The sequence below is a fragment of the Haloferax sp. S1W genome (assembly GCF_044593955.1).
In the GTDB taxonomy this organism is placed as follows: Archaea; Halobacteriota; Halobacteria; order Halobacteriales; family Haloferacaceae; genus Haloferax.
The window spans coordinates 2,823,556-2,840,871 of the sequence record NZ_CP172595.1 but is presented as its reverse complement, the minus strand read 5'-3'; the positions used below and the strand labels follow the sequence as shown (position 1 = coordinate 2,840,871).

Here is a 17,316-nt window from a genome sequence, read left to right as displayed (position 1 = left end):
TTAATCAAGCAGAGTGAAAGTAGAGATTCCCGTCAGATATCGGTTCTTGGGTTTGAATAGAGTAGTCTAAACCGACATTCCCCCAGAGACGCCGCAATCCTTCCTATGGAAAGGACTGCGCCGGGAAGTTCTATCGGGGACTGTATCACACAACAGGGCGCTCCCACGCAGGAACAGAGGAACACGCCGGTTAGAACACCAGAAAAAGGCTAGGTGTTCAAGCAACGTAACCCGCCGCGAGAAATTTTGTCGATTTTACTACGGCCATTAGGGATTTGCTCCTGTCAGATTGAGGATTTTCCAGCCTCTCAAAAATGCTGCTGAGTCTTAGATGCCAACGGAGAGGGAAACATCGTACCGGGATAGAAATCGCTCTCCTGGGCTCAAATCCCATGGTTGTTTTGTTTATATACTCCACAAGGATGGCCCATCATCAAACCAGCCGCTTTCTGCCGATTCTTGCAACATAACATAGTGGGTGTGTGGCCTATTACTAATACAACAACCGGGTGCAAGAGAAACCAGGTAGTACACAAGGGGGCTTCTCAGGGACCGGTCAATGAGGATGGGTTCAACCGGGAGTGAACAAGGCCCCTTCTCTTCAGACAGAGATAGAGTGCGCCGATAGGAGTGAAAGAGACTCCTTGACCTCTAAAGAACTGGTTGCCTCTGTAAGGCCACAAAGCGGCTCCGAGGAGACCAAGAGGTATGAGTCGAATCAATGCCAGCGTCGGCATATCTACACTCAGAAGACCGGTTTTCTTGGAATCTGAACCCGGGTATCAGACGGCCTCTGTTATCTGTGTGGCTTTGGTGGAACCTCGACGTGCCCGTAGTCCGAATACGATTCAACGATGTTCTTGAACTGCTCCCAAGTCACGTCAGGTTTGAACGCAGACCCGTACTGGTCGTTGAACCACTCCCAAGCGGGTTCCCATCCCCATTTAAGCAGCCGGCAAGCGACTCGACCCCGTTCGTTGTGTGATAAAGTCTCGATTCCCTTTTTCTCTGCCTGCCTTTGGAGTCGGGCAGCGGGGGTTGTGGCACTCTGAGCGTGAGTAGAGACAAGCCCACTCTGTTCCGCAACGTTCGGTTCCCGCTTTTGGTAACTTGGCGTATTTGACGGCTTGCCACTCTCACCCTCTGCACCAATATCGTAACCTTCGCTCTCTAGGTGAGCGAGGGCGTCCTCTCGGCTTCCGTCTTCCCCAGTGAGAGCATGGCCGACAACTATCGCAGGCCACGAGCCAACGGGGAAGATGCGAGAATTCCGGCTCTGGCCGCCGATGATAACAACATGGTCGCCCTCTTCGTAATCCCACTTCTCATAATCACGGTCTGAAAGTTGGAGAGGAGCGTGTTCACGGTCTTTGGTGAACTCAGCACCAGCGCACCCACGCGCACCATAGAAGTACGCTGGAACAAGCGACGCCCCACCTCGAACCTCCTTGCGAGCGAATGGACTACCCTTCACTTTGAGAACCGCAACGCTCCGCTTGTTCCCGCTTGCGAGCGCGTAAGGGGAGAACTCCTTTGCATTGTACTGCAACCACTTTGGTGCAGCCGCCGTGTTTTCGGGGTACTCTTCTTGCTCAATGAGTGGTGTTTCAATTTCTTGTCCTTCCCGAACAAGCTCCAACACTGTCTTGTCACTGTCGAGGACACGAAACAAGTCCTGAGGATTGTCAAGCGGTGTTTGGACAGTACCCACCGTCAGCGACTCTTGAGATGCGAATATCTGCTGTAGTAGGTCAGCGTAAGAACTGGGGAGTCCAGGGCTGGGTTTGTTTGACTCTCGGAAGATACGACTGTGGTCCCATTTCGGTTCGATTTCGACTTTTCGTAGTCCAGTTTTTCCATGTTCAACGCCAGGGAGCCGAAACATCCGTTTGGCGTAGTATAGGCCACAATCCAATTCAGCCCCTGTTTCGTCGCAGAACCTCTCTGCTATGCTCTTGAGTTGTTTCCGGTCGCTCTCTCCCGACACGAATCGAGGAACGTGGACGTGAATCGACCGGTTCCCAGAGAAAAACAGTGTGCAGGTGTTGAACGGGACGTCAAGATACTGTTCTACGAACTCACGGAACCACTGGATGAGAGTTCTCGGGCCTTCGTCGTGGTACACGTCGCTCTCGATGTGGACAGGATAGAGAACCCGGTCGTTGTCCTCACATTCGTCTTGTAATTCGGTGGCTATCGATGTGGTATCTCCCTTGACCTCGTAACCGCTATCAAGTCGCTCCTGGCGTTCGTACTGTCCCTGAGTTACGAGGTATACGGGGCTTACTGTTGCAGTCCCTTCAGGGGTGGGCTCAAAGATTGTGCGAAGTTTTGGGGCACGGGTTGGCCCCTTGCCATCTTTAAATCCGTACTGAACACATGGCAGATGCTCCCAGTCCGGGACAGTCGTAGTCGTCGAGCTATTCGTAGAGTTGGTACTGTCGGCTTTAGTTGTCATAATTGAGGTGGTTAAGTACAAACAGCGAGCAACTTGCTCGCGGTCTTCACTAGCATCAAAAACGAGTGTTGGCTCCGTGAGAGGCCTACTTCACAATGTCAGCGTGGCTGTTGCTATTCCGGGCGACTCCAATGAGCCAAGTTCCAATTGGGAGTTTTCCCGTGACCCCAATTATTGCGGTAACTGAGTCTTGAGTTGCTTCTTCGAGTGACTGCACGGTCCGCTCATTGTGGTCACTGTCCAGAATGTTAATGTGCTCAATCTCAAAGTCGGGGTGGGTGAGAAGACGGGCGAAAATAACCTTCTTGAAAGACGTAATCGAGAAGTAATCTGCGTCTCCCGTAGCATGCGCAGCCGTCTCTTTCTCGTGAGGCTCACGACGCGGGTCTTCAGCGGCTTTGTTTTCAATCGATTCAACATACTCGAAATCAGTCGAGAGTTTAGCGTTCATGATTCAGAAGGGGAAGAATCGCTCTCTGGTCACAGAACCCGTACTCAACAGAGCAGTGCCTCAACGTTGCGAGAACTGCTCACCCTGACTGACGGCTTGCTTACCCGCGCACACACAGACAGCAATACACATGGCTGTGTTAGGTGGCAAAATGAGGCGTCTAGTGGGAAAATCGAGAAAAGACCTGAGCCAAAGAAGACGAGTTGTTCTCCCTTAGATAGAGGGGACGCAGACATTTATATTTTATTGACCCTTCATTAACTAATTTTGGTTTACGGTTTTGGATTAATGTTTTACCAGCCACATTTCCTCTTAACTCACTGAATTAATCCCTTACAAACAGACTCATATGAAATTTCTAAAAGTAATATTGCTGTCGAAATTAACATGGCAGCCTAGAAGCACCCTTCTCACCAATTCCACTCGGGTTCACGCTTTTGAGAGAGTGTCGCCCATTCAACTAGTCTTTAAAGGCAACTTTTGTAAACATCCTGTCTTGTCGCGGGCATGGACAAAGGCGGTCTCTTCATCACATTATACGACAAGGACACCCTCAAATTGTACCTTGAACAGGGGGTGTACGGCCAACACATGACTCCCCAGGAAGGGGAGCCATCATCCCAGAGTGCCCACTACAAGACTCTCGCAGACTACGCCTCCACCCGGGAAGGTAAACACGTCTTCTTCTTCCTCGACCGGGAAATCTACTATGGCGGGCAAATCGTCGGTTCTGACGAACATGGGGCCTTCTACATAAACGGAAAAAAGAGCCCATTAGGACGAGAGGCAGACGCACCGCTTGTGTGGGACGAATCGTCTCGTGACAAGTACGGAGAGACTGACGAGCCCGGTGTCTTTGACGCAGGGGGTGAGCGCGGCGAGAAATGCCAACCTTTCCTGATACAATTTGAGGACAATCAGGACATGGCAGGGCGTTACATCATCTCTGACCAGCTCTATTTCGAACTCGGGGAGTACCCGTACCCACTACCTTCTAACAGTATTGCAGGCATGGGGTTCTGTACAATCACACCTGCAGAGACAGACATCCTTCTCAACCTACTGGAGAACGAGCACGAAGGTGAGATTGAGCCTGTTAGCGACGAACCAGTAGAGTTGCAAGGCGACCCCATCCCGTTCTCGCCTGAATACGGCGTTGATTCATCAGAAGAAGCACACCCAGAAGCACATCTTGAGGCGTCGTTGATTGCGAACCCCGAACTCCTACCGGAGCATATGCGACCAGAAGGAGCGACTATCTGTCGCCAAGTGCCAATCTCTCCGTTCAAGCCTTCGAACTTAGACCAAGCCGACGTATGTTACTTCAGTGGGGATACGATTCAGGACGGGACGATTCCGAACACAATTCTCGAACTGAAGATTCGTAAGGCCGGAAAAGGGGCTGCACTTCAAGTAAAGCGGTATCTCATGTGGCTTCACGACCGACTCGGTGAAGAGGCAGGACAAATTGAAATCTATGTCTATGCACCTGGCTTCACGAGTACGTTTGACGGATACATCTCTGAGCGGTTCTTAGAGCAGGTCGAAAAGGTAGACTATACCGAGGGGTCCAAACAGTGACGTTAAGAGAAGCCGACAAGCCAACCCAAGAATTTGTCAAGGAGTTTATTGAATCGCTATCTCCGTCTTCAATTCCGATTTCTGGGTTCGTCGATTGGGAGGGGATAGATAATCACATTGGAGAACACCAGAGGGAACTTCATAAGATAGAACAGTTGAGTCTCCAGTCAGAAGAGGTTCTTAGAGAAGACGTTTCAAAAACATTAGTTCAATATCACCGGACTGAGCGGCTTCTAACACTCCTGTTTGAACTAGTTAGCGAGAGAAATGGCCCCTTCGTTGCGGTTGAAGGTTCTTGGGATTTCAAGAGATACGCAGAGAGGATAGAAAATGGAAGTCAGAACGCTGCTGACGAAATCGCTGGAGTTCTCTGCGAGATTGGTCTATACGACTTGCTTTCATCAATCTCGGATTTAGACTCGTATGTTCGGGGGGTTTCGGTGGGCTTCGAGAGCGATGCAAGAAAGGGGAGGCAAGGGGCCAAATTCTCAGAAGCAGTTAAACCAGTCTTGTCTACGTTAGAAAGAGAAATCCAAGAATCCGGAATTGACGTTGAACTGAAAAAGGAGTACAGCATCTACTACGGTGAAAATGACAACAAGCACAAAAGAGTCGATTTTGCCTTCATTCGAGATGGTGAGCCTGACGTGGTTTTTGAGTTAAACTCGTACACCAGCACGGGTAGCAAGCCATCAGAGATTGTTCGTGGATATATTGAAACGGGAAAATTGGTGAGAGAGTCGGGAATAGAATATATCTGGGTCACTGATGGGAGCGGCTGGAAAGATATGAAGGCAGGAGTAAAGAGAGCATACGAAGACTTCATCGACTTTTATAACTACCAAATGCTGTCAAACGAGTTCCCCAGACTCTTAGGAAATTATTACGGAACAGACCTCAGTAGTGTCGATATTACGCGAACGAGTACTAGAAAGAAAGACGAAGGCGAAGGCCAATCCGGAATATCAGATTTCTTTTGACAAGTTAACTAAAATCCCCTATCCTCTGCTGCTTTTGACCTCTGCGCCCCTCTTGTGGAACATTGGTCGCAATGATTTCCTCGACTTCGTCACGGTTGTCGGCGTCACTATTGATTGCCCTCGTTGCGCCTTCAATCTCAACCGAGAACCCGGCTTCTTCGTACATCTCGTACATAACCCCACTATTGCTCAGAATCACGTACACGCCGTTCTCATCGAGTTCCTGCGCAGTCTCAAGTAGACGCTTCTGGTCTTCTTTACCGAATCCGTCTGCACTGTAATCGGTGAAGTAAGCCGTGGGGCTCATTGGTTCATACGGTGGGTCGAAATAGACCAAATCACCCTCTCCAGCGTACTCGGTCACGTACTCGAAGTCCCGATTGAATATCTCCGTATTCTCCAGAACTTGACTGACCTCTCTAATACGTTCTGCCTGCACCCAATCCGGGTTAGAGTAACGGCCAATGGGAACGTTGAATCCACCCTTTCCATTCTCACGATAGAGCCCGTTGTAGCAGGTCCGATTCAGATACAGAAGCAAGGCTGCTTCCTCTATCGGGTCAAACTCATCAGTATACGGTCGCTTGTTGAACAGGGCTCTTTGCTGGTAGAAATAATTCTTAATCTCTCTATCTTTGTGGTTCTTCTCTGCGTAGTCGCGGCTACGGTCTACTTCCGATTCTGGGTGTTCGTAGGACCGTAGGAGGGTAATCAATTCTTCTGGGTTGTCGCGCACCTGCTCGTAGAAGTTGACGAGCCGGGGATTAGTGTCGTTGATAGTCCCGTCCACTGGCTCAATGTCAAAGAACAGAGCGCCACCGCCGAAGAATGGCTCATGATAGTGTTCGTAGTTCTCTGGGAACCGGGCGTATAATTCGTCTAAGAGTTGTCTCTTTCCGCCCGCCCACTTGAGAACTGGTTTTGCCATTACTCTCGTGTAGCCCCGTCATGACTGATAAACTTCCCGTTCAATCAATCTTGAAAGGCGGTTGTTCCGAGTCATATTAAGAGTAGAATACACAATCCACAGACAGTGGCCCCCGACCGCGACAAAGACACTGGACGATACAGGAAGGAGTATCCTGTTGAGTCATTTCTGCAGGCAGTCAGCGAACTTGAGGTGGCAACAACCTCAAAAGTCGCAAAGAAGGTTGGGTGTTCCTACGACTTGGCGTACCGGAGGTTACACGAGTTGGAGGAACGAGGCAACCTCAAAAAGCAGGAAGTCGGCGGGAGTTTTGTCTGGCAGGAAATCTAGCACTCGATAGACACCTACTCAGCACAAATCACCCTCCAACTGAGTCTCACAAACTATTCTCGACAGCCGGGGGTTCGCCCTATGTCTTTGCTTCCTTGTCTGAGTTGGCGTTCCCGCGTTTCACCGTCATTTCTCAAAAACCGTGTCCCGCGCGAGGTGGTTGCGCACGCGGGTGTCCTTTCACAGGCCAATCCACCGGCAAAACAGGCCGAATAACGGGTGTCCTTCTTAACTCTAATCGGCGGAAAACTTATGCTAGAGGACCACTGTCTACGAATTACAATTTGCTTCGAAGAAGCAAGCCTAGGCCGGGATTTGAACCCGGGCTCTCGTCCTTACCAAGGACGCGCTTTACCGCTAAGCTACCCAGGCACGCATTCCTTCGTTGTCCGGGTTTGTCTTTAGGGGTTTCGATTTGAATCGGCCCGGAACCATGGTAGCGTATGTCGATTAGCGGTCGGCTGTCGAGGTGACTGGGTCGTCGCCCGAGCCACCGCGATACAGCGCCGCAATACGGTCGACGGTCGTTTCAGAGACTGTCTCAGCCGCCGACGGGAACTCTCCGTCGTGTCGCGTCGCCAACTCCGCTGCGTACTCGACGAGTGCCGTCGGTGGTGGCGACCCGACTGCGGTCGTTCCGGCGACGACGGCGAGCGTACAGATGTTGACTTCGAGATTGCTGTCGAGTGACTGGCGCTCCGTCTCGGGTGCCGAGCGAAGCCGCGTCTGGTCGCGCCCGAAGGCACGAACTGTCTCGACGGCGTGGTCGGCCGCCTCGGTCCGGGCGAGCAGGTAGAACCCGCGCGAAACGAGCACGTCGGCCGCGAGGATATCGAGGTCGGCGTCAGTGTCGTCGTCCGTCGTATCGAGCGTGACCCACGGCTCTTCGTGGGAGAGCTGACGGGTGAGTCGAAGCCCCTCGTAGATGAGTTGCACTCCGGCGGCACGTTCGGCCATACCGTTCAGGTCGACGTTCGGTTCGACGGCCCGCCCGCTCACGAAGGTGAGCACCGCCGGCGTCATCGAGGCGGTGTCGAGGCGCTCGTCCAGCGCCGCACGGAGGGCGTCGGGTTCGATATCCGAGAGGGCCTCACGCGCAGCCTCACGGGCTCGCACGGCGTTGTCCATCGGCCGAGGGTTACGGTTGGGAGGCCAAAGACCTTTGGAAAACCACGGCACAACGCTGGTATGATACAGACGGCGGACGACGGCGACCTGCGCGTCGTGACCATCGACCGACCAGGGCGACGAAACGCACTCAGACCGACAGACCTCGAAGACCTCGAAGCCGCAATCGAGAGTGCGGACGCACCGGTCGTTCTCCTTCGCGGGGGTGGGCCGGCCTTCTGCGCCGGGGCCGACCTCGACAGCGTCGCCGACCTTGGGGACCCCAAATCGTTCGCAAAACTCGGCCAGCGCGTCGCCGACACCATCGAAGCGAGTGAGTCGGTGGTCGTCGCCGGAATCGACGGGGCTGCCCGCGGCGGCGGGGTCGAACTCGCACTCGCATGCGACGTTCGCGTTGCGACACCGCGGGCGACGCTCGGCGAACCGGGCGTCAGAATCGGTCTGTTCGGTGCGTGGGGCGGGACCGTTCGCTTGCCGCGAATCGTCGGCGAGGGCCACGCGCTGGAACTCTCGCTCTCCGGCCGCGTCGTCGACGCCGAGGAGGCACTTCAGATGGGACTTGTCTCCCGAATCGTCGACGACCCTCGAGAAGTCGCCGAGGCGATGGCCGAAAACGACCACCAGTCCCTCCGAATCATCAAAGCGCGACTCCGGGACCGCGGAAGCGACTCTGACCGTCTCGCCGCTGAAGCGGAGGCGTTCGCCACGCTCCACGAAGCGAACGTGGACGACATCGCAGCATCACGGGACGAATAGCCGCATCCAGTCAGAAAGCGGTCCGACTGGTCCGGCCGGTCCGGTCGTTCAGCGGTCGAGCGCGTCGGGTGCTGGTGGCATCGACCGCTTGTGAGCGCTCCCTTCGTACAGTTCGACGACGCGGTCGGTTTGCTCTTCGGTCACGTCGAGGTGCCGGACGGTCGCTGCCTTCGACAGGGGGCCGTCGATGTGCAGTGCGAGAATCGCGTCGAGAACGTCGTAGGTCAGCCCCAGTTCGGCTTCGTCGGTTTGTCCGCTCCACATCTCGGCCGAGGGCGTCTGCATGACGAGGTCTTCGGGGACGCCGACGTGTGCCGCAAGCTGGCGGACCTGCTGTTTGTAGAGGTTTCCGATGGGGTTGCAGTCGACCGCCTGGTCGCCATACTTGGTGAAGTAGCCCGTCAGCGCCTCCGAGCGGTTGCCCGTCCCGAGGACGATGCGGTTCTCGTGGTTCGCGACGAAGTAGTTGAGGATGCCCCGCGTGCGGACGTAGATGTTCCCGGCGGCCGTCCGGTCGTTCGCGGCCTCGGGGAAGGTGTCGAAGAACTTCTCGGCGATAGGTTGGACCTCGACCACGTCGTAGGTGATACCGAGCATTTCGGCGACGGCCTCGGCGTCGCTCATCATGTCTTCAGCGTTCGCCACGCTCGGCATGATGAGTCCGTGCAGGCCGTCCTCACCGAGTGCTTCGACCGCGAGGAAGGCAGTGAGCGTCGAGTCGATACCGCCAGAGAGGCCGAGAACAGCACCGTCAGCACCCGCAGCATCGACGGTGTCGCGGATGAACGAGGTAATGTGGTCGCGGTGTGCTTCGAGTTCGGTGTCTGAAAAGCGGAGGTCGAGCGGTGCGTCCTCCGAGAGAACGTCGACATCAGTCATGGACCCCGATTAGCACTCGGAGGCCAAATAGCCACTCGTCATGCGAAGACAATGGACGGGTGTCCAGTTCCGTGCCACCGACAACCCGGTGAAACGCTACGTTCAAGTGCCCCCGTCGTCTACGGATTTTTGCTTCGGAGCGAAGCGCGCCGATGTGTTGTCGAGCGCAGTGAGACAACGCACGGGGCGAACGAAGTGAGCGCCGATGGGTGACTGAACGAAGTGAAGTCAGCCCCGGGGCGGATGCAATGAGCGCCGATGGTCCAGTGGTAGGACACGAGCTTCCCAAGCTCGGAGCCCGGGTTCAATTCCCGGTCGGCGCATCTTCTGAACGGAACCAGACGAAGAGCCGAAGCTCCGTAATTCAGACGAGGGACAAAGAAGCGGTCAGAAAAACAGGTCCTGCACGTCGTCAATCGTCGTCGTCTCGGAGCGGAAGACAGGCTCGCGGACGCGCTGCTGGACTTGGGCGTGGCGTTCGAGCGCGGCGTCGAATTCGAGAATCGCCCGCTCGATGTCACACGCGAGTGCATCGAGATCGTCGTGAAGGTCCGTGTCTTCGTCCATAGTTCTCGCTACGGCCGAGGGGTGTAAAACGGACTCGGCCGCCGCCCGTCACCGAAGGCGGCGAGTACAATTCCAACAGAGTTCGAACGTCGCATCCGGCTCGTTCTCTGCGCCACAGTTGGGACAGATTCGCTCGCCGGTTGGTGTCCGCTGGACACCGACGCTCGAACGCTCGTCGAACGGAACCGCTATCTCAGGATGTACGTACTGGTCCGCGTGGTCGGAGTTGCGAGCGCCGCTGTCACCCACGGTCGGTTCGCCACCATCGACGAGGTAGCGATAGACCAGCAGCTGGAGGATGGTCAACCCGAGCGCGTAGATGACGATCCAGCCCCAGACGTCCATCACACCTTGACCTACGTTAGCATGCTATATCGGTCCTTCGGTCAGGTGTCATTACTGTCGTTCCGTCAGGCAACGAACTAAATTGTAAAACAACCGTTGGCTGCTCGACATTCTCGCCGACAGACCATTGGTTTAATCGAGGGTGTCAGTACACGCGGTTTGGATGGGAACACCGACAGAGAAGGTAGGTTACTCGGAGCGGTGAGGCTTCACTGGGCCACCGAGCATCCGGTCAAACTCGTCGAACGTATCGAGGTCGTCAGGCAGGTCGTAGGGAATCTCTCGTTCGTCGGCACGGCGCTCGCCGCCCGCTTCGAGAGGTTCCGCAACGTCTTCGAATCCGGGTTTGATCTTCACGCTCTTGGCGGGCGCACCGACCACGATGTGGTGGGCGGGCACGTCGCTTTTGACGATGGCCCGTGCGCCGACGATGGCGTTCTCGCCGACGTGGTTCCCGGCGTTCACCATCGCGTCGTAGGTGAGCCGAACGTCGTCGCCAATCTTCGTGTGGTAGTTTCGAACTTCCGTTTGGTCGACCACGTCGTGGGCGTGGCTGTAGATGTGGACGCCGTCAGAAATAGAGACCCGGTCACCGATAGTGAGTTTGCCCCGGTCGTCGAGGTGCACGTCGTCGTGGATGACCGTGTTGTCGCCGACAGTGATGTTGTGACCGTACGAGAACGTGACGCCCTTGAAGATGCGGAGGTTGTCACCGGCCTCCTCGAAGAGGTGGTTGGCGAGCATCTGTCGGAATCGAAGGGCGAAATCGACGTTGTCGGCCATCGGAGTGGCATCGAACTGTCGCCAGAGCCACTGCAGGTGCTTGGAGCGCTTGAACGTCTCCTCGTCTTTCTCGGCGTAGTATTCCGCTTCGAGCGTCGCGTTACACGGGTCGTACCCCTGTAACCGAACCCGCGTCGCCGGCGATACCGGCTTCCCACTCTGCCAGCGCTCCCACGCTTCCCGGTCGCCGAAGAGGTCGATGAGGGTGTCTTTGACGACCTGACACGTATCTTCCGAAGAAGACAGGCGCTCGTCTACGTCGTCGATGAAGGCCTGTAGACCATCTTCGGCGTCATCCGGAAGCGAAACCTGGACCTTCGTCATCACCGTCTCGTTGTCATCCAACGTTCATAGGGGTTCGGTTGTGCAGCAGCCGCGACAGCCGTCGTACGGGCAATATTCGCTGCTTTCGGCCAATTCTGGGGACAACGCAACACCCTCGATAGTGTCTATTTCCCGATATCCGTGCGGCTCACGGGAATGGTGAGACATAACATACGGGAGAATGTTACTCCATTCATGAGTGAAGAGTTCGAGCGAGACACACCAGCGTGGACGAGGGTCCACGCTTCTGGACTCCAGCGCGACGATTCGAACGTCACACCCGTCATCTACCCGCCCGAAGAACGTATCGACGACGACCTGCACCTCTGGGACACGTGGCTCCTCCGAAACCGTGACGGGTCGGTCGCGGAGATAGACGGCAAGCGCGTCATCTTCGCGCTCACGTCGCCCTCGGAACTCCTCCCGGGGAAGCGACACGACGTCGCCACCCTCCGGTATTTCTACTCCGAAGACGGTGAGACGTGGACCACTGGTGGCACCGTCTTCGACGGCGGCGCCCTCGGACAGCGCCAGTGGGCCGGGTCCGCCATGTACGACCCCGACGGCGACGACGGCGAGGTGTACGTCTACTACACTGCCGCTGGCGAAGACGAGAGCGAGGAACTGACCTACACTCAGCGTATCGCCCTCGCAACCGGTGGGTCAGTCACCGTCGACGGCGACGACCTCAAAATCGAAGGGGCGTGGGACCACCAAATCCTCCTCACGCCCGACGGCGACTGGTACGAACGCGAAGACCAGTCTCGCGGGATGATATACACCTTCCGTGACCCGTGGTTCTTCGAGGACCCGCAGTCGGGCGAGACGTACCTGCTCTTCGAGGCCAACACACCCGTCGCCGAGGGTGCCGGCGAGTGCGACGACCCTGTCTGGGAGGAGTTCAACGGGAGCATCGGCATCGCCCACTCGCCGACTGGCGACCCGACCGACTTCGAACTATGTCCGCCCCTCCTCGACGCCGTCTGCGTCAATCAGGAACTCGAACGCCCGCACCTCGTGGTCCGCGACGGCACCTACTATCTCTTTATTTCCAGTCACGTCCACACCTTCGCACCCGAACTGGAGGGGTACGACGCCCTCTACGGGTTCGTCGCCGACGACCTTCGGGGAGACTACGACCCGTTGAACGGCCACGGGATGGTGCTTACGAACCCCGCCGGTGCGCCGTTTCAGGCGTACTCGTGGCTCGTCTACGACCACGGTGACGAACTGCTGGCGACGTCCTTCTTCAACTACTACGACTACGACCGCCCGAGTCTCGACGACGTGTCGCTCCTCTCGCCTACCGAGCAGATGCGTCGGTTCGGCGGGACGCTCGCACCGACAGCTCGTCTCGCCCTCGACGGCGACGAGACGGACGTCGTCGGCACACTCGACCACGGCCACCTCCCGCTTCCGCGAGAACCGCTCCCGTCGCTCTGGTGGGAGCGAGACGGTGACGACGGTGGTGACGGTTACTACTGACCGCGCGACGCCCGTCGCGGCTTACTCTCGGCGGCGGGCCTCGAACGCCGCCTCGAGTTCCCACGCGTCGAACTGTGTCACCGCTACGTCGCCGCCACTCGCGGCCAGTGAGACGCCGTCGGCGTCGGCGCGAGACGGGTAGACACGCGTCGTGAGTACGCGCCGGTCGTTTGCGAACAGTTCGACCACCGAGCAGTCGACGAAGACGCGGAGCGACAGCGATGTTCCCTCGACGGGCATCGACCGCGAGTCTCTGTCGACGTCGTGGCGGTGGCTACTCTCCTTGCGGTCGACCGTAACTCGTTCACCGTCGTAGCGGACGGCGGTCCGTTCGGACCGCGCCGGCGACTCGAAGAGACCGAGTTCGAAGGTAGCCGTGTCGTCGACTGCGACGTCGAAGACGAGTTCGAAGGCGTTGCCCGAGAGGTCCAGTTCGGTGCGGTCGCCGTCGGCGAGCGAACAGTCGTCGACCGTCAGGTGGCGGTCGCGAAGCGACGTCAGTTCCGACGCCGGGCGCTGTCGGAGCGTGCCCGTCTCGTCGACCGTGAGTTCCCGCGGAAGCGACATGAGACCGGACCACCCCGCCTCCCACTGCGACTCGACGCCGCGGGTCTCTTTGATCCACCCCCACGTCAGCGTCCGTCCGCGGTCGTCGACTGTCGACTGCGGCGCGTAGAAGTCGCCGTAGTCGAGGAGACCCTCGGATTCGACGTCGAAGGTGGGCGTTGCGAGGTCAGCGTGACCGACGAAGTACCGGACGTCGTCGTAGTTCGAGACGTGCAACACGTCGTAGTCGTTGAAGGCGAGCAGTTCGGGGCACTCCCACACCGTACCGTGGCCCTCCGTCCCGGCGAGAAGCGGGCCGACGAACTCCCACTCGCGGAGGTCAGACGACCGGTACAGGAGCGCGACGCCACCCTCGTGAGAGATTGCGGACCCGACGAGTTGGTACCAGCCGTCGCCGTCCTTCCAGACGGCGTGGTCGCGGAACTCCGCCGCCCAGTCGTCGGTTCCGAGGATGTCGATATCGGCGGGTGCGGTGTCGATGATGGGGTTGTCGTCGTGTTTGTCCCACGTGCGGAGCATCGGGTCGTCGGACGTCGCCAGACACGGGAGTTGGTGGTGGTCGCGGCCACCCGTATAGAGAATCGTCGGCATGCCCTCGTCATCGACGACGGCGCAGCCCGACCAACAGCCATCGCGGTCCGGGCCGTCGACGTCGGGGGCGAGTGCGACGGGTTCGTCGCGCCAGTTGACCAAGTCGTCGCTCACGGCGTGGCCCCAGTGAATCGTCCCGTGGAACGGGCCACCCGGATTGTACTGGTAGAAGAGGTGGTAGGTTCCGCGGTACTGGATGAGTCCGTTGGGGTCGTTGACCCAGTGGGCCGGGCCAGCGAAGTGGTACCGGGGGCGATGGTGGTCGTCGCCGAGTCGCTCCCGCATCGCTTCGAACCCCTCGGTGTCTGTCGGGCGGTCCGTGAACGTGGGGCGGCGACGACTATCGCTGCCGAGGAGCGCGAGCGCGTTCCGGAGGAGGTGTTCGTTTGCACCCATCGCCTCGAAGTCGTGGCCGTGATGCGAGAGGAACGACACTTCGGCGCCGATGCCGTAGACCCGCCCCGACCCACGTCGCCACTCGATGGCCGTTTTGAGCGCGACGAGGAAGTCGTCGCCGTGGAGCGTACTGGCGAGAATCTGTCCGTCGGCGGGGAGGATGTGTTCGTACCGGGCGACCGGACGCGGCGACTCCGGTGGTTGGAGGTGGACACCGAGCGTATCGAAGCCCTCGAACAACGGGTGGTCCGCGTGAATCGACTTGGTGAGGAGTCCAGTCGGATGCGGCGAAGTCTCGGCACCGACGGCGTCGGGCGCGACCGAGTCGATACCGAGTGAATCGACCGCGGTGAGCGCGTGCAGCGTCAGCAACAGGCCGCCGCCGTCGGTCAGGAACTCGTCGATAGCGTCGGCACACCGGGCCGCGAGTGCGCGGTGTTCGTCGGTGAGGCGGCGGTCGGAGTGCCACCAGACGGCGTCGAACGCGTCGAGTTCGACGTCGCCGGCCGCGACCGCTTCGAGCGAGACGGTCTCGACCGACGTGACCGTCTCGGCGACCCAGTCGCGCGCCACGCGCTGTTCGTCGGTGGGGTCGCTCGCAGAGAGGAACACGACCCGGACCGGAAGTTCGTCCATCGTCGCCGTGCTTCGTTGGGAACAGTCATGAATCTGCGGATTCGTGCGGCAAACTGCAAAGTTGGACACAAACGAGACACTGCACGGCGGTGTAGTCGTCGAACGGCGAGGTGAGAAACTCGTCGAACGGCGAGGAGCGTGTGGTTCGGTCCGCTCTCTCCGGGACCAAAACACACCCAATAAGTCACCGGAATACGAAGGGCCGCTCATGCACTACCGCGAACTCGGCACCTCCGGAATCGAAGTCAGCGAGGTCGGCTTCGGTGCGTGGGTCGTCGGGACCGACTGGTGGGGCGACCGCTCGGACGAAGACTCCATCGAGATGATTCACCACGCCATCGACCAGGGAATCACGTTCTTCGACACCGGGGACGTGTACGGTCATGGCCACTCCGAGGAGGTCGTCGGCGAGGCGCTGGCTGACTACCGCGACGAAGTCACCGTCGCCACCAAAATCGGCTACGACTTCTACAACCACCCACAGGCCGGTCACGGCGAACTCCCGAAGGAGATTACCGGCGAGTGGGTCCGCGAGGCGACCGAAAAGAGCCTCGAACGCCTCGACATGGAGTACGTCGACCTGCTGCAACTCCACAACGCGAACGTGGACGAGGTCACACCCGACGTGCTCGAAGCCCTCGACGAACTGAAAGAAGAGGGCCTCATCAAGGCGACTGGCTGGGCGCTCGGCCCCTCCATCGGCTGGTTGGCCGAAGGCGACATGGCCATCGAAGAGGAGTTCGACGCCCTCCAAATCGTCTGGAACGCGTTCGAACAGGACGTTGGCAACCACTTCCTCGACACCATCGAAGAGACCGGCTCTTCGACGAGTCTCATCGCCCGCGTCCCGCACTCTTCGGGCCTCCTGAACGAGCAGGTCCGCCCCGAGACGGAACTCGGGAGCGGCGACCACCGTGGCTTCCGGCCCGACGAGTGGTACGAGACCGGGTGGGAGAAACTCGAAGAACTGCGGTTCCTCGAACGCGACGGCGAGAGAAGTATGGCACAGGCCTCTATCGCCTTCCTCCTCGGGTTCGACGCAACGGCCTCGGTTACGCCGACGTTCCGCACGAAAGACGACATCACCGAATGGGCCGCCGCCTCCGACGTGCCGAAACTCAGCGACGAGGAGATGCAGCGCGTCGCCGACCTCTACGAGGACAACTTCGGCATCGACCGATTCGACGGCATGGACGCACTCCGCTCGTCGGTCGGCGGTGACGACATCCGCGATGCGGGCCTCGACAAGCGCGTGGCCGAAGGCGCTCGCAACGAAGCCTGACGAGACCGTGACCCTCCGAACGTTCCTCGGACTCACCGTGGTCGCCCACGCCGTGCTGGCGTGGCTGGTCCGCCTCAACGCACGAAAACGCGGCGACGACGCCACCGGGTGGGTCGCCATCACGCTCTTTACGGGCGTCTTCGGTGTCGCCGGGTACGTACTCCGCGGGCGCTGACCGAGAGCGACTTTCACCCGTCTCGGCTGACGGATAACGGATAACACGGAGAGTGTCAGCTACCCGTTAGATGGGAAGAATCGCTGACATCTCTATTGAGATATATACTCGACTTATAAATCTACTACACGGTCGGGAGCGAACGCTGGGGGCAAGGCCGCTTCGGCGCGCCGTCAGTGCGCCGGTGACGGACCCCTCCAAGCCATGTCGAAATTTGGTGCAACCACCGAAGGTGACTCGGAGATGTTGTACAGAGAGTACGTCCTCGGCGTTCGAATCGTCGAATACCGGGTCCCCGAGACCGGCGAGAGACGATACCGATTCGAAGCCCCCGAACACGAGGGAATCGAGTTCGACGACCCAGAACTCGCTACGCTCTACGCGGACGTGTACTTCGATGTCAACGGATTCGTCGAGGCCGGGACGGGCGAACGAGGCGTCCCGCCGGAAGTCATCCAAGCGGGCAGAGACACGCTGGCGGCGTACTTCCTGACCCAACCGTACACGGACAAAAACTGGGTCGCGTCGTTCTACGGGAAAAAGCGGGCGCGAATCGAGCGCTACATCGCGGCCGTCCGACGGCGAGCACAGGAGATTCGTGAGGGGGTTGCGGAACGCCAACACAACGGCCAACCGGTGACTAACGACGCGAACTAACACAGTCGGCGTGAGAT

At 58.3% G+C, this 17,316-nt stretch carries 17 protein-coding genes and 2 tRNA genes; 9 read left to right on the top strand and 10 right to left on the bottom strand.

Annotated features, from left to right (window positions below; genetic code table 11):
• Positions 1-796 precede the first annotated feature (796 nt).
• A complete protein-coding gene (locus tag ACH9L7_RS14870) occupies positions 797-2,458 on the bottom strand; it encodes a hypothetical protein (protein ID WP_396611469.1) in 1,662 nt (553 codons plus the stop codon).
• Positions 2,459-2,543: 85 nt separating this feature from the next.
• Positions 2,544-2,909, bottom strand: a complete 366-nt coding sequence (locus ACH9L7_RS14865; protein ID WP_396611468.1) for a hypothetical protein — start codon at positions 2,907-2,909, stop codon at positions 2,544-2,546.
• A 507-nt stretch (positions 2,910-3,416) separates the two neighbouring features.
• Between ACH9L7_RS14865 and ACH9L7_RS14860 the strand changes: the two genes are divergently transcribed.
• Positions 3,417-4,490 (top strand): hypothetical protein, encoded by a 1,074-nt coding sequence (locus tag ACH9L7_RS14860; protein ID WP_396611467.1) that lies wholly within the window; start codon positions 3,417-3,419, stop codon positions 4,488-4,490.
• Complete coding sequence (locus ACH9L7_RS14855; protein ID WP_396611466.1) at positions 4,487-5,470, top strand: DpnII family type II restriction endonuclease; 984 nt, start codon at positions 4,487-4,489, stop codon at positions 5,468-5,470. Before ACH9L7_RS14860 ends, ACH9L7_RS14855 begins: the two co-directional genes overlap by 4 nt.
• 4 nt (positions 5,471-5,474) lie before the next feature.
• Here ACH9L7_RS14855 and ACH9L7_RS14850 read toward each other — a convergent pair whose 3' ends face one another.
• The gene (locus ACH9L7_RS14850) at positions 5,475-6,398 is read right to left on the bottom strand and encodes a DNA adenine methylase (protein ID WP_396611465.1); all 924 of its coding nucleotides are present in this window, start codon (positions 6,396-6,398) and stop codon (positions 5,475-5,477) included.
• Positions 6,399-6,503: 105 nt separating this feature from the next.
• On the opposite strand from ACH9L7_RS14850, the gene ACH9L7_RS14845 reads away from it, so the two are divergent.
• Entirely contained in the window at positions 6,504-6,728 is a 225-nt protein-coding gene (locus ACH9L7_RS14845) for a transcriptional regulator (RefSeq protein ID WP_396611464.1), read from the top strand.
• A gap of 300 nt (positions 6,729-7,028) precedes the next feature.
• Here the strand turns inward: ACH9L7_RS14845 and ACH9L7_RS14840 are convergent.
• Positions 7,029-7,100 (bottom strand) — tRNA-Thr (locus ACH9L7_RS14840).
• A gap of 78 nt (positions 7,101-7,178) precedes the next feature.
• The gene (locus tag ACH9L7_RS14835; protein WP_396611463.1) at positions 7,179-7,856 is read right to left on the bottom strand and encodes a hypothetical protein; all 678 of its coding nucleotides are present in this window, start codon (positions 7,854-7,856) and stop codon (positions 7,179-7,181) included.
• Positions 7,857-7,916: 60 nt separating this feature from the next.
• On the opposite strand from ACH9L7_RS14835, the gene ACH9L7_RS14830 reads away from it, so the two are divergent.
• Positions 7,917-8,612 carry an enoyl-CoA hydratase/isomerase family protein gene (locus ACH9L7_RS14830; RefSeq protein WP_396611462.1) on the top strand — a complete coding sequence of 232 codons (696 nt, stop codon included), beginning with the start codon at positions 7,917-7,919 and terminating at the stop codon, positions 8,610-8,612.
• A 48-nt stretch (positions 8,613-8,660) separates the two neighbouring features.
• Here ACH9L7_RS14830 and ACH9L7_RS14825 read toward each other — a convergent pair whose 3' ends face one another.
• Positions 8,661-9,491: an NAD+ synthase gene (locus tag ACH9L7_RS14825; RefSeq protein ID WP_396611461.1), complete on the bottom strand. Its 831-nt coding sequence runs from the start codon at positions 9,489-9,491 to the stop codon at positions 8,661-8,663.
• Positions 9,492-9,743: 252 nt separating this feature from the next.
• Between ACH9L7_RS14825 and ACH9L7_RS14820 the strand changes: the two genes are divergently transcribed.
• Positions 9,744-9,814 (top strand) — tRNA-Gly (locus ACH9L7_RS14820).
• A gap of 64 nt (positions 9,815-9,878) precedes the next feature.
• Here ACH9L7_RS14820 and ACH9L7_RS14815 read toward each other — a convergent pair.
• The 3 genes from ACH9L7_RS14815 to ACH9L7_RS14805 all read right to left on the bottom strand — a co-directional run bounded on the left by ACH9L7_RS14815 (position 9,879) and on the right by ACH9L7_RS14805 (position 11,510).
• On the bottom strand, positions 9,879-10,058 hold the full coding sequence (locus ACH9L7_RS14815; RefSeq protein ID WP_396611460.1) for a hypothetical protein: 180 nt from the start codon (positions 10,056-10,058) through the stop codon (positions 9,879-9,881).
• A gap of 48 nt (positions 10,059-10,106) precedes the next feature.
• Positions 10,107-10,403: a zinc ribbon domain-containing protein gene (locus tag ACH9L7_RS14810; protein WP_396611459.1), complete on the bottom strand. Its 297-nt coding sequence runs from the start codon at positions 10,401-10,403 to the stop codon at positions 10,107-10,109.
• Positions 10,404-10,592: 189 nt separating this feature from the next.
• Positions 10,593-11,510 carry an acyltransferase gene (locus ACH9L7_RS14805; protein WP_396611458.1) on the bottom strand — a complete coding sequence of 306 codons (918 nt, stop codon included), beginning with the start codon at positions 11,508-11,510 and terminating at the stop codon, positions 10,593-10,595.
• Positions 11,511-11,705: 195 nt separating this feature from the next.
• Here ACH9L7_RS14805 and ACH9L7_RS14800 point away from each other — a divergent pair, with 195 nt between their 5' ends.
• Positions 11,706-12,995, top strand: a complete 1,290-nt coding sequence (locus ACH9L7_RS14800; RefSeq protein WP_396611457.1) for a glycoside hydrolase family 68 protein — start codon at positions 11,706-11,708, stop codon at positions 12,993-12,995.
• 21 nt (positions 12,996-13,016) lie between these two features.
• Here the strand turns inward: ACH9L7_RS14800 and ACH9L7_RS14795 are convergent, their stop codons facing one another.
• Entirely contained in the window at positions 13,017-15,185 is a 2,169-nt protein-coding gene (locus tag ACH9L7_RS14795; RefSeq protein WP_396611456.1) for a GH32 C-terminal domain-containing protein, read from the bottom strand.
• 208 nt (positions 15,186-15,393) lie between these two features.
• Here ACH9L7_RS14795 and ACH9L7_RS14790 point away from each other — a divergent pair, with 208 nt between their 5' ends.
• The 3 genes from ACH9L7_RS14790 (at position 15,394) to ACH9L7_RS14780 (ending at position 17,299) form a co-directional block, all read left to right on the top strand.
• The gene (locus ACH9L7_RS14790) at positions 15,394-16,467 is read left to right on the top strand and encodes an aldo/keto reductase (RefSeq protein ID WP_396611455.1); all 1,074 of its coding nucleotides are present in this window, start codon (positions 15,394-15,396) and stop codon (positions 16,465-16,467) included.
• On the top strand, positions 16,418-16,642 hold the full coding sequence (locus ACH9L7_RS14785) for a hypothetical protein (protein WP_396611454.1): 225 nt from the start codon (positions 16,418-16,420) through the stop codon (positions 16,640-16,642). The genes ACH9L7_RS14790 and ACH9L7_RS14785 overlap by 50 nt, the downstream gene beginning before the upstream one ends.
• Before the next feature lie 243 nt (positions 16,643-16,885).
• Positions 16,886-17,299: a hypothetical protein gene (locus ACH9L7_RS14780; RefSeq protein ID WP_396611453.1), complete on the top strand. Its 414-nt coding sequence runs from the start codon at positions 16,886-16,888 to the stop codon at positions 17,297-17,299.
• Positions 17,300-17,316 lie beyond the last annotated feature (17 nt).

Coding starts and splice junctions, on each gene's coding strand:
- ACH9L7_RS14850 (WP_396611465.1), bottom strand. CDS start 6,398: ATGGCAAAACCAGTTCTCAAGTGGGCGGGCGGAAAGAGACAACTCTTA.
- ACH9L7_RS14810 (WP_396611459.1), bottom strand. CDS start 10,403: ATGGACGTCTGGGGCTGGATCGTCATCTACGCGCTCGGGTTGACCATC.
- ACH9L7_RS14860 (WP_396611467.1), top strand. CDS start 3,417: ATGGACAAAGGCGGTCTCTTCATCACATTATACGACAAGGACACCCTC.
- ACH9L7_RS14815 (WP_396611460.1), bottom strand. CDS start 10,058: ATGGACGAAGACACGGACCTTCACGACGATCTCGATGCACTCGCGTGT.
- ACH9L7_RS14835 (WP_396611463.1), bottom strand. CDS start 7,856: ATGGACAACGCCGTGCGAGCCCGTGAGGCTGCGCGTGAGGCCCTCTCG.
- ACH9L7_RS14870 (WP_396611469.1), bottom strand. CDS start 2,458: ATGACAACTAAAGCCGACAGTACCAACTCTACGAATAGCTCGACGACT.
- ACH9L7_RS14790 (WP_396611455.1), top strand. CDS start 15,394: ATGCACTACCGCGAACTCGGCACCTCCGGAATCGAAGTCAGCGAGGTC.
- ACH9L7_RS14785 (WP_396611454.1), top strand. CDS start 16,418: ATGCGGGCCTCGACAAGCGCGTGGCCGAAGGCGCTCGCAACGAAGCCT.
- ACH9L7_RS14830 (WP_396611462.1), top strand. CDS start 7,917: ATGATACAGACGGCGGACGACGGCGACCTGCGCGTCGTGACCATCGAC.
- ACH9L7_RS14800 (WP_396611457.1), top strand. CDS start 11,706: ATGAGTGAAGAGTTCGAGCGAGACACACCAGCGTGGACGAGGGTCCAC.
- ACH9L7_RS14825 (WP_396611461.1), bottom strand. CDS start 9,491: ATGACTGATGTCGACGTTCTCTCGGAGGACGCACCGCTCGACCTCCGC.
- ACH9L7_RS14865 (WP_396611468.1), bottom strand. CDS start 2,909: ATGAACGCTAAACTCTCGACTGATTTCGAGTATGTTGAATCGATTGAA.
- ACH9L7_RS14780 (WP_396611453.1), top strand. CDS start 16,886: ATGTTGTACAGAGAGTACGTCCTCGGCGTTCGAATCGTCGAATACCGG.
- ACH9L7_RS14795 (WP_396611456.1), bottom strand. CDS start 15,185: ATGGACGAACTTCCGGTCCGGGTCGTGTTCCTCTCTGCGAGCGACCCC.
- ACH9L7_RS14805 (WP_396611458.1), bottom strand. CDS start 11,510: ATGACGAAGGTCCAGGTTTCGCTTCCGGATGACGCCGAAGATGGTCTA.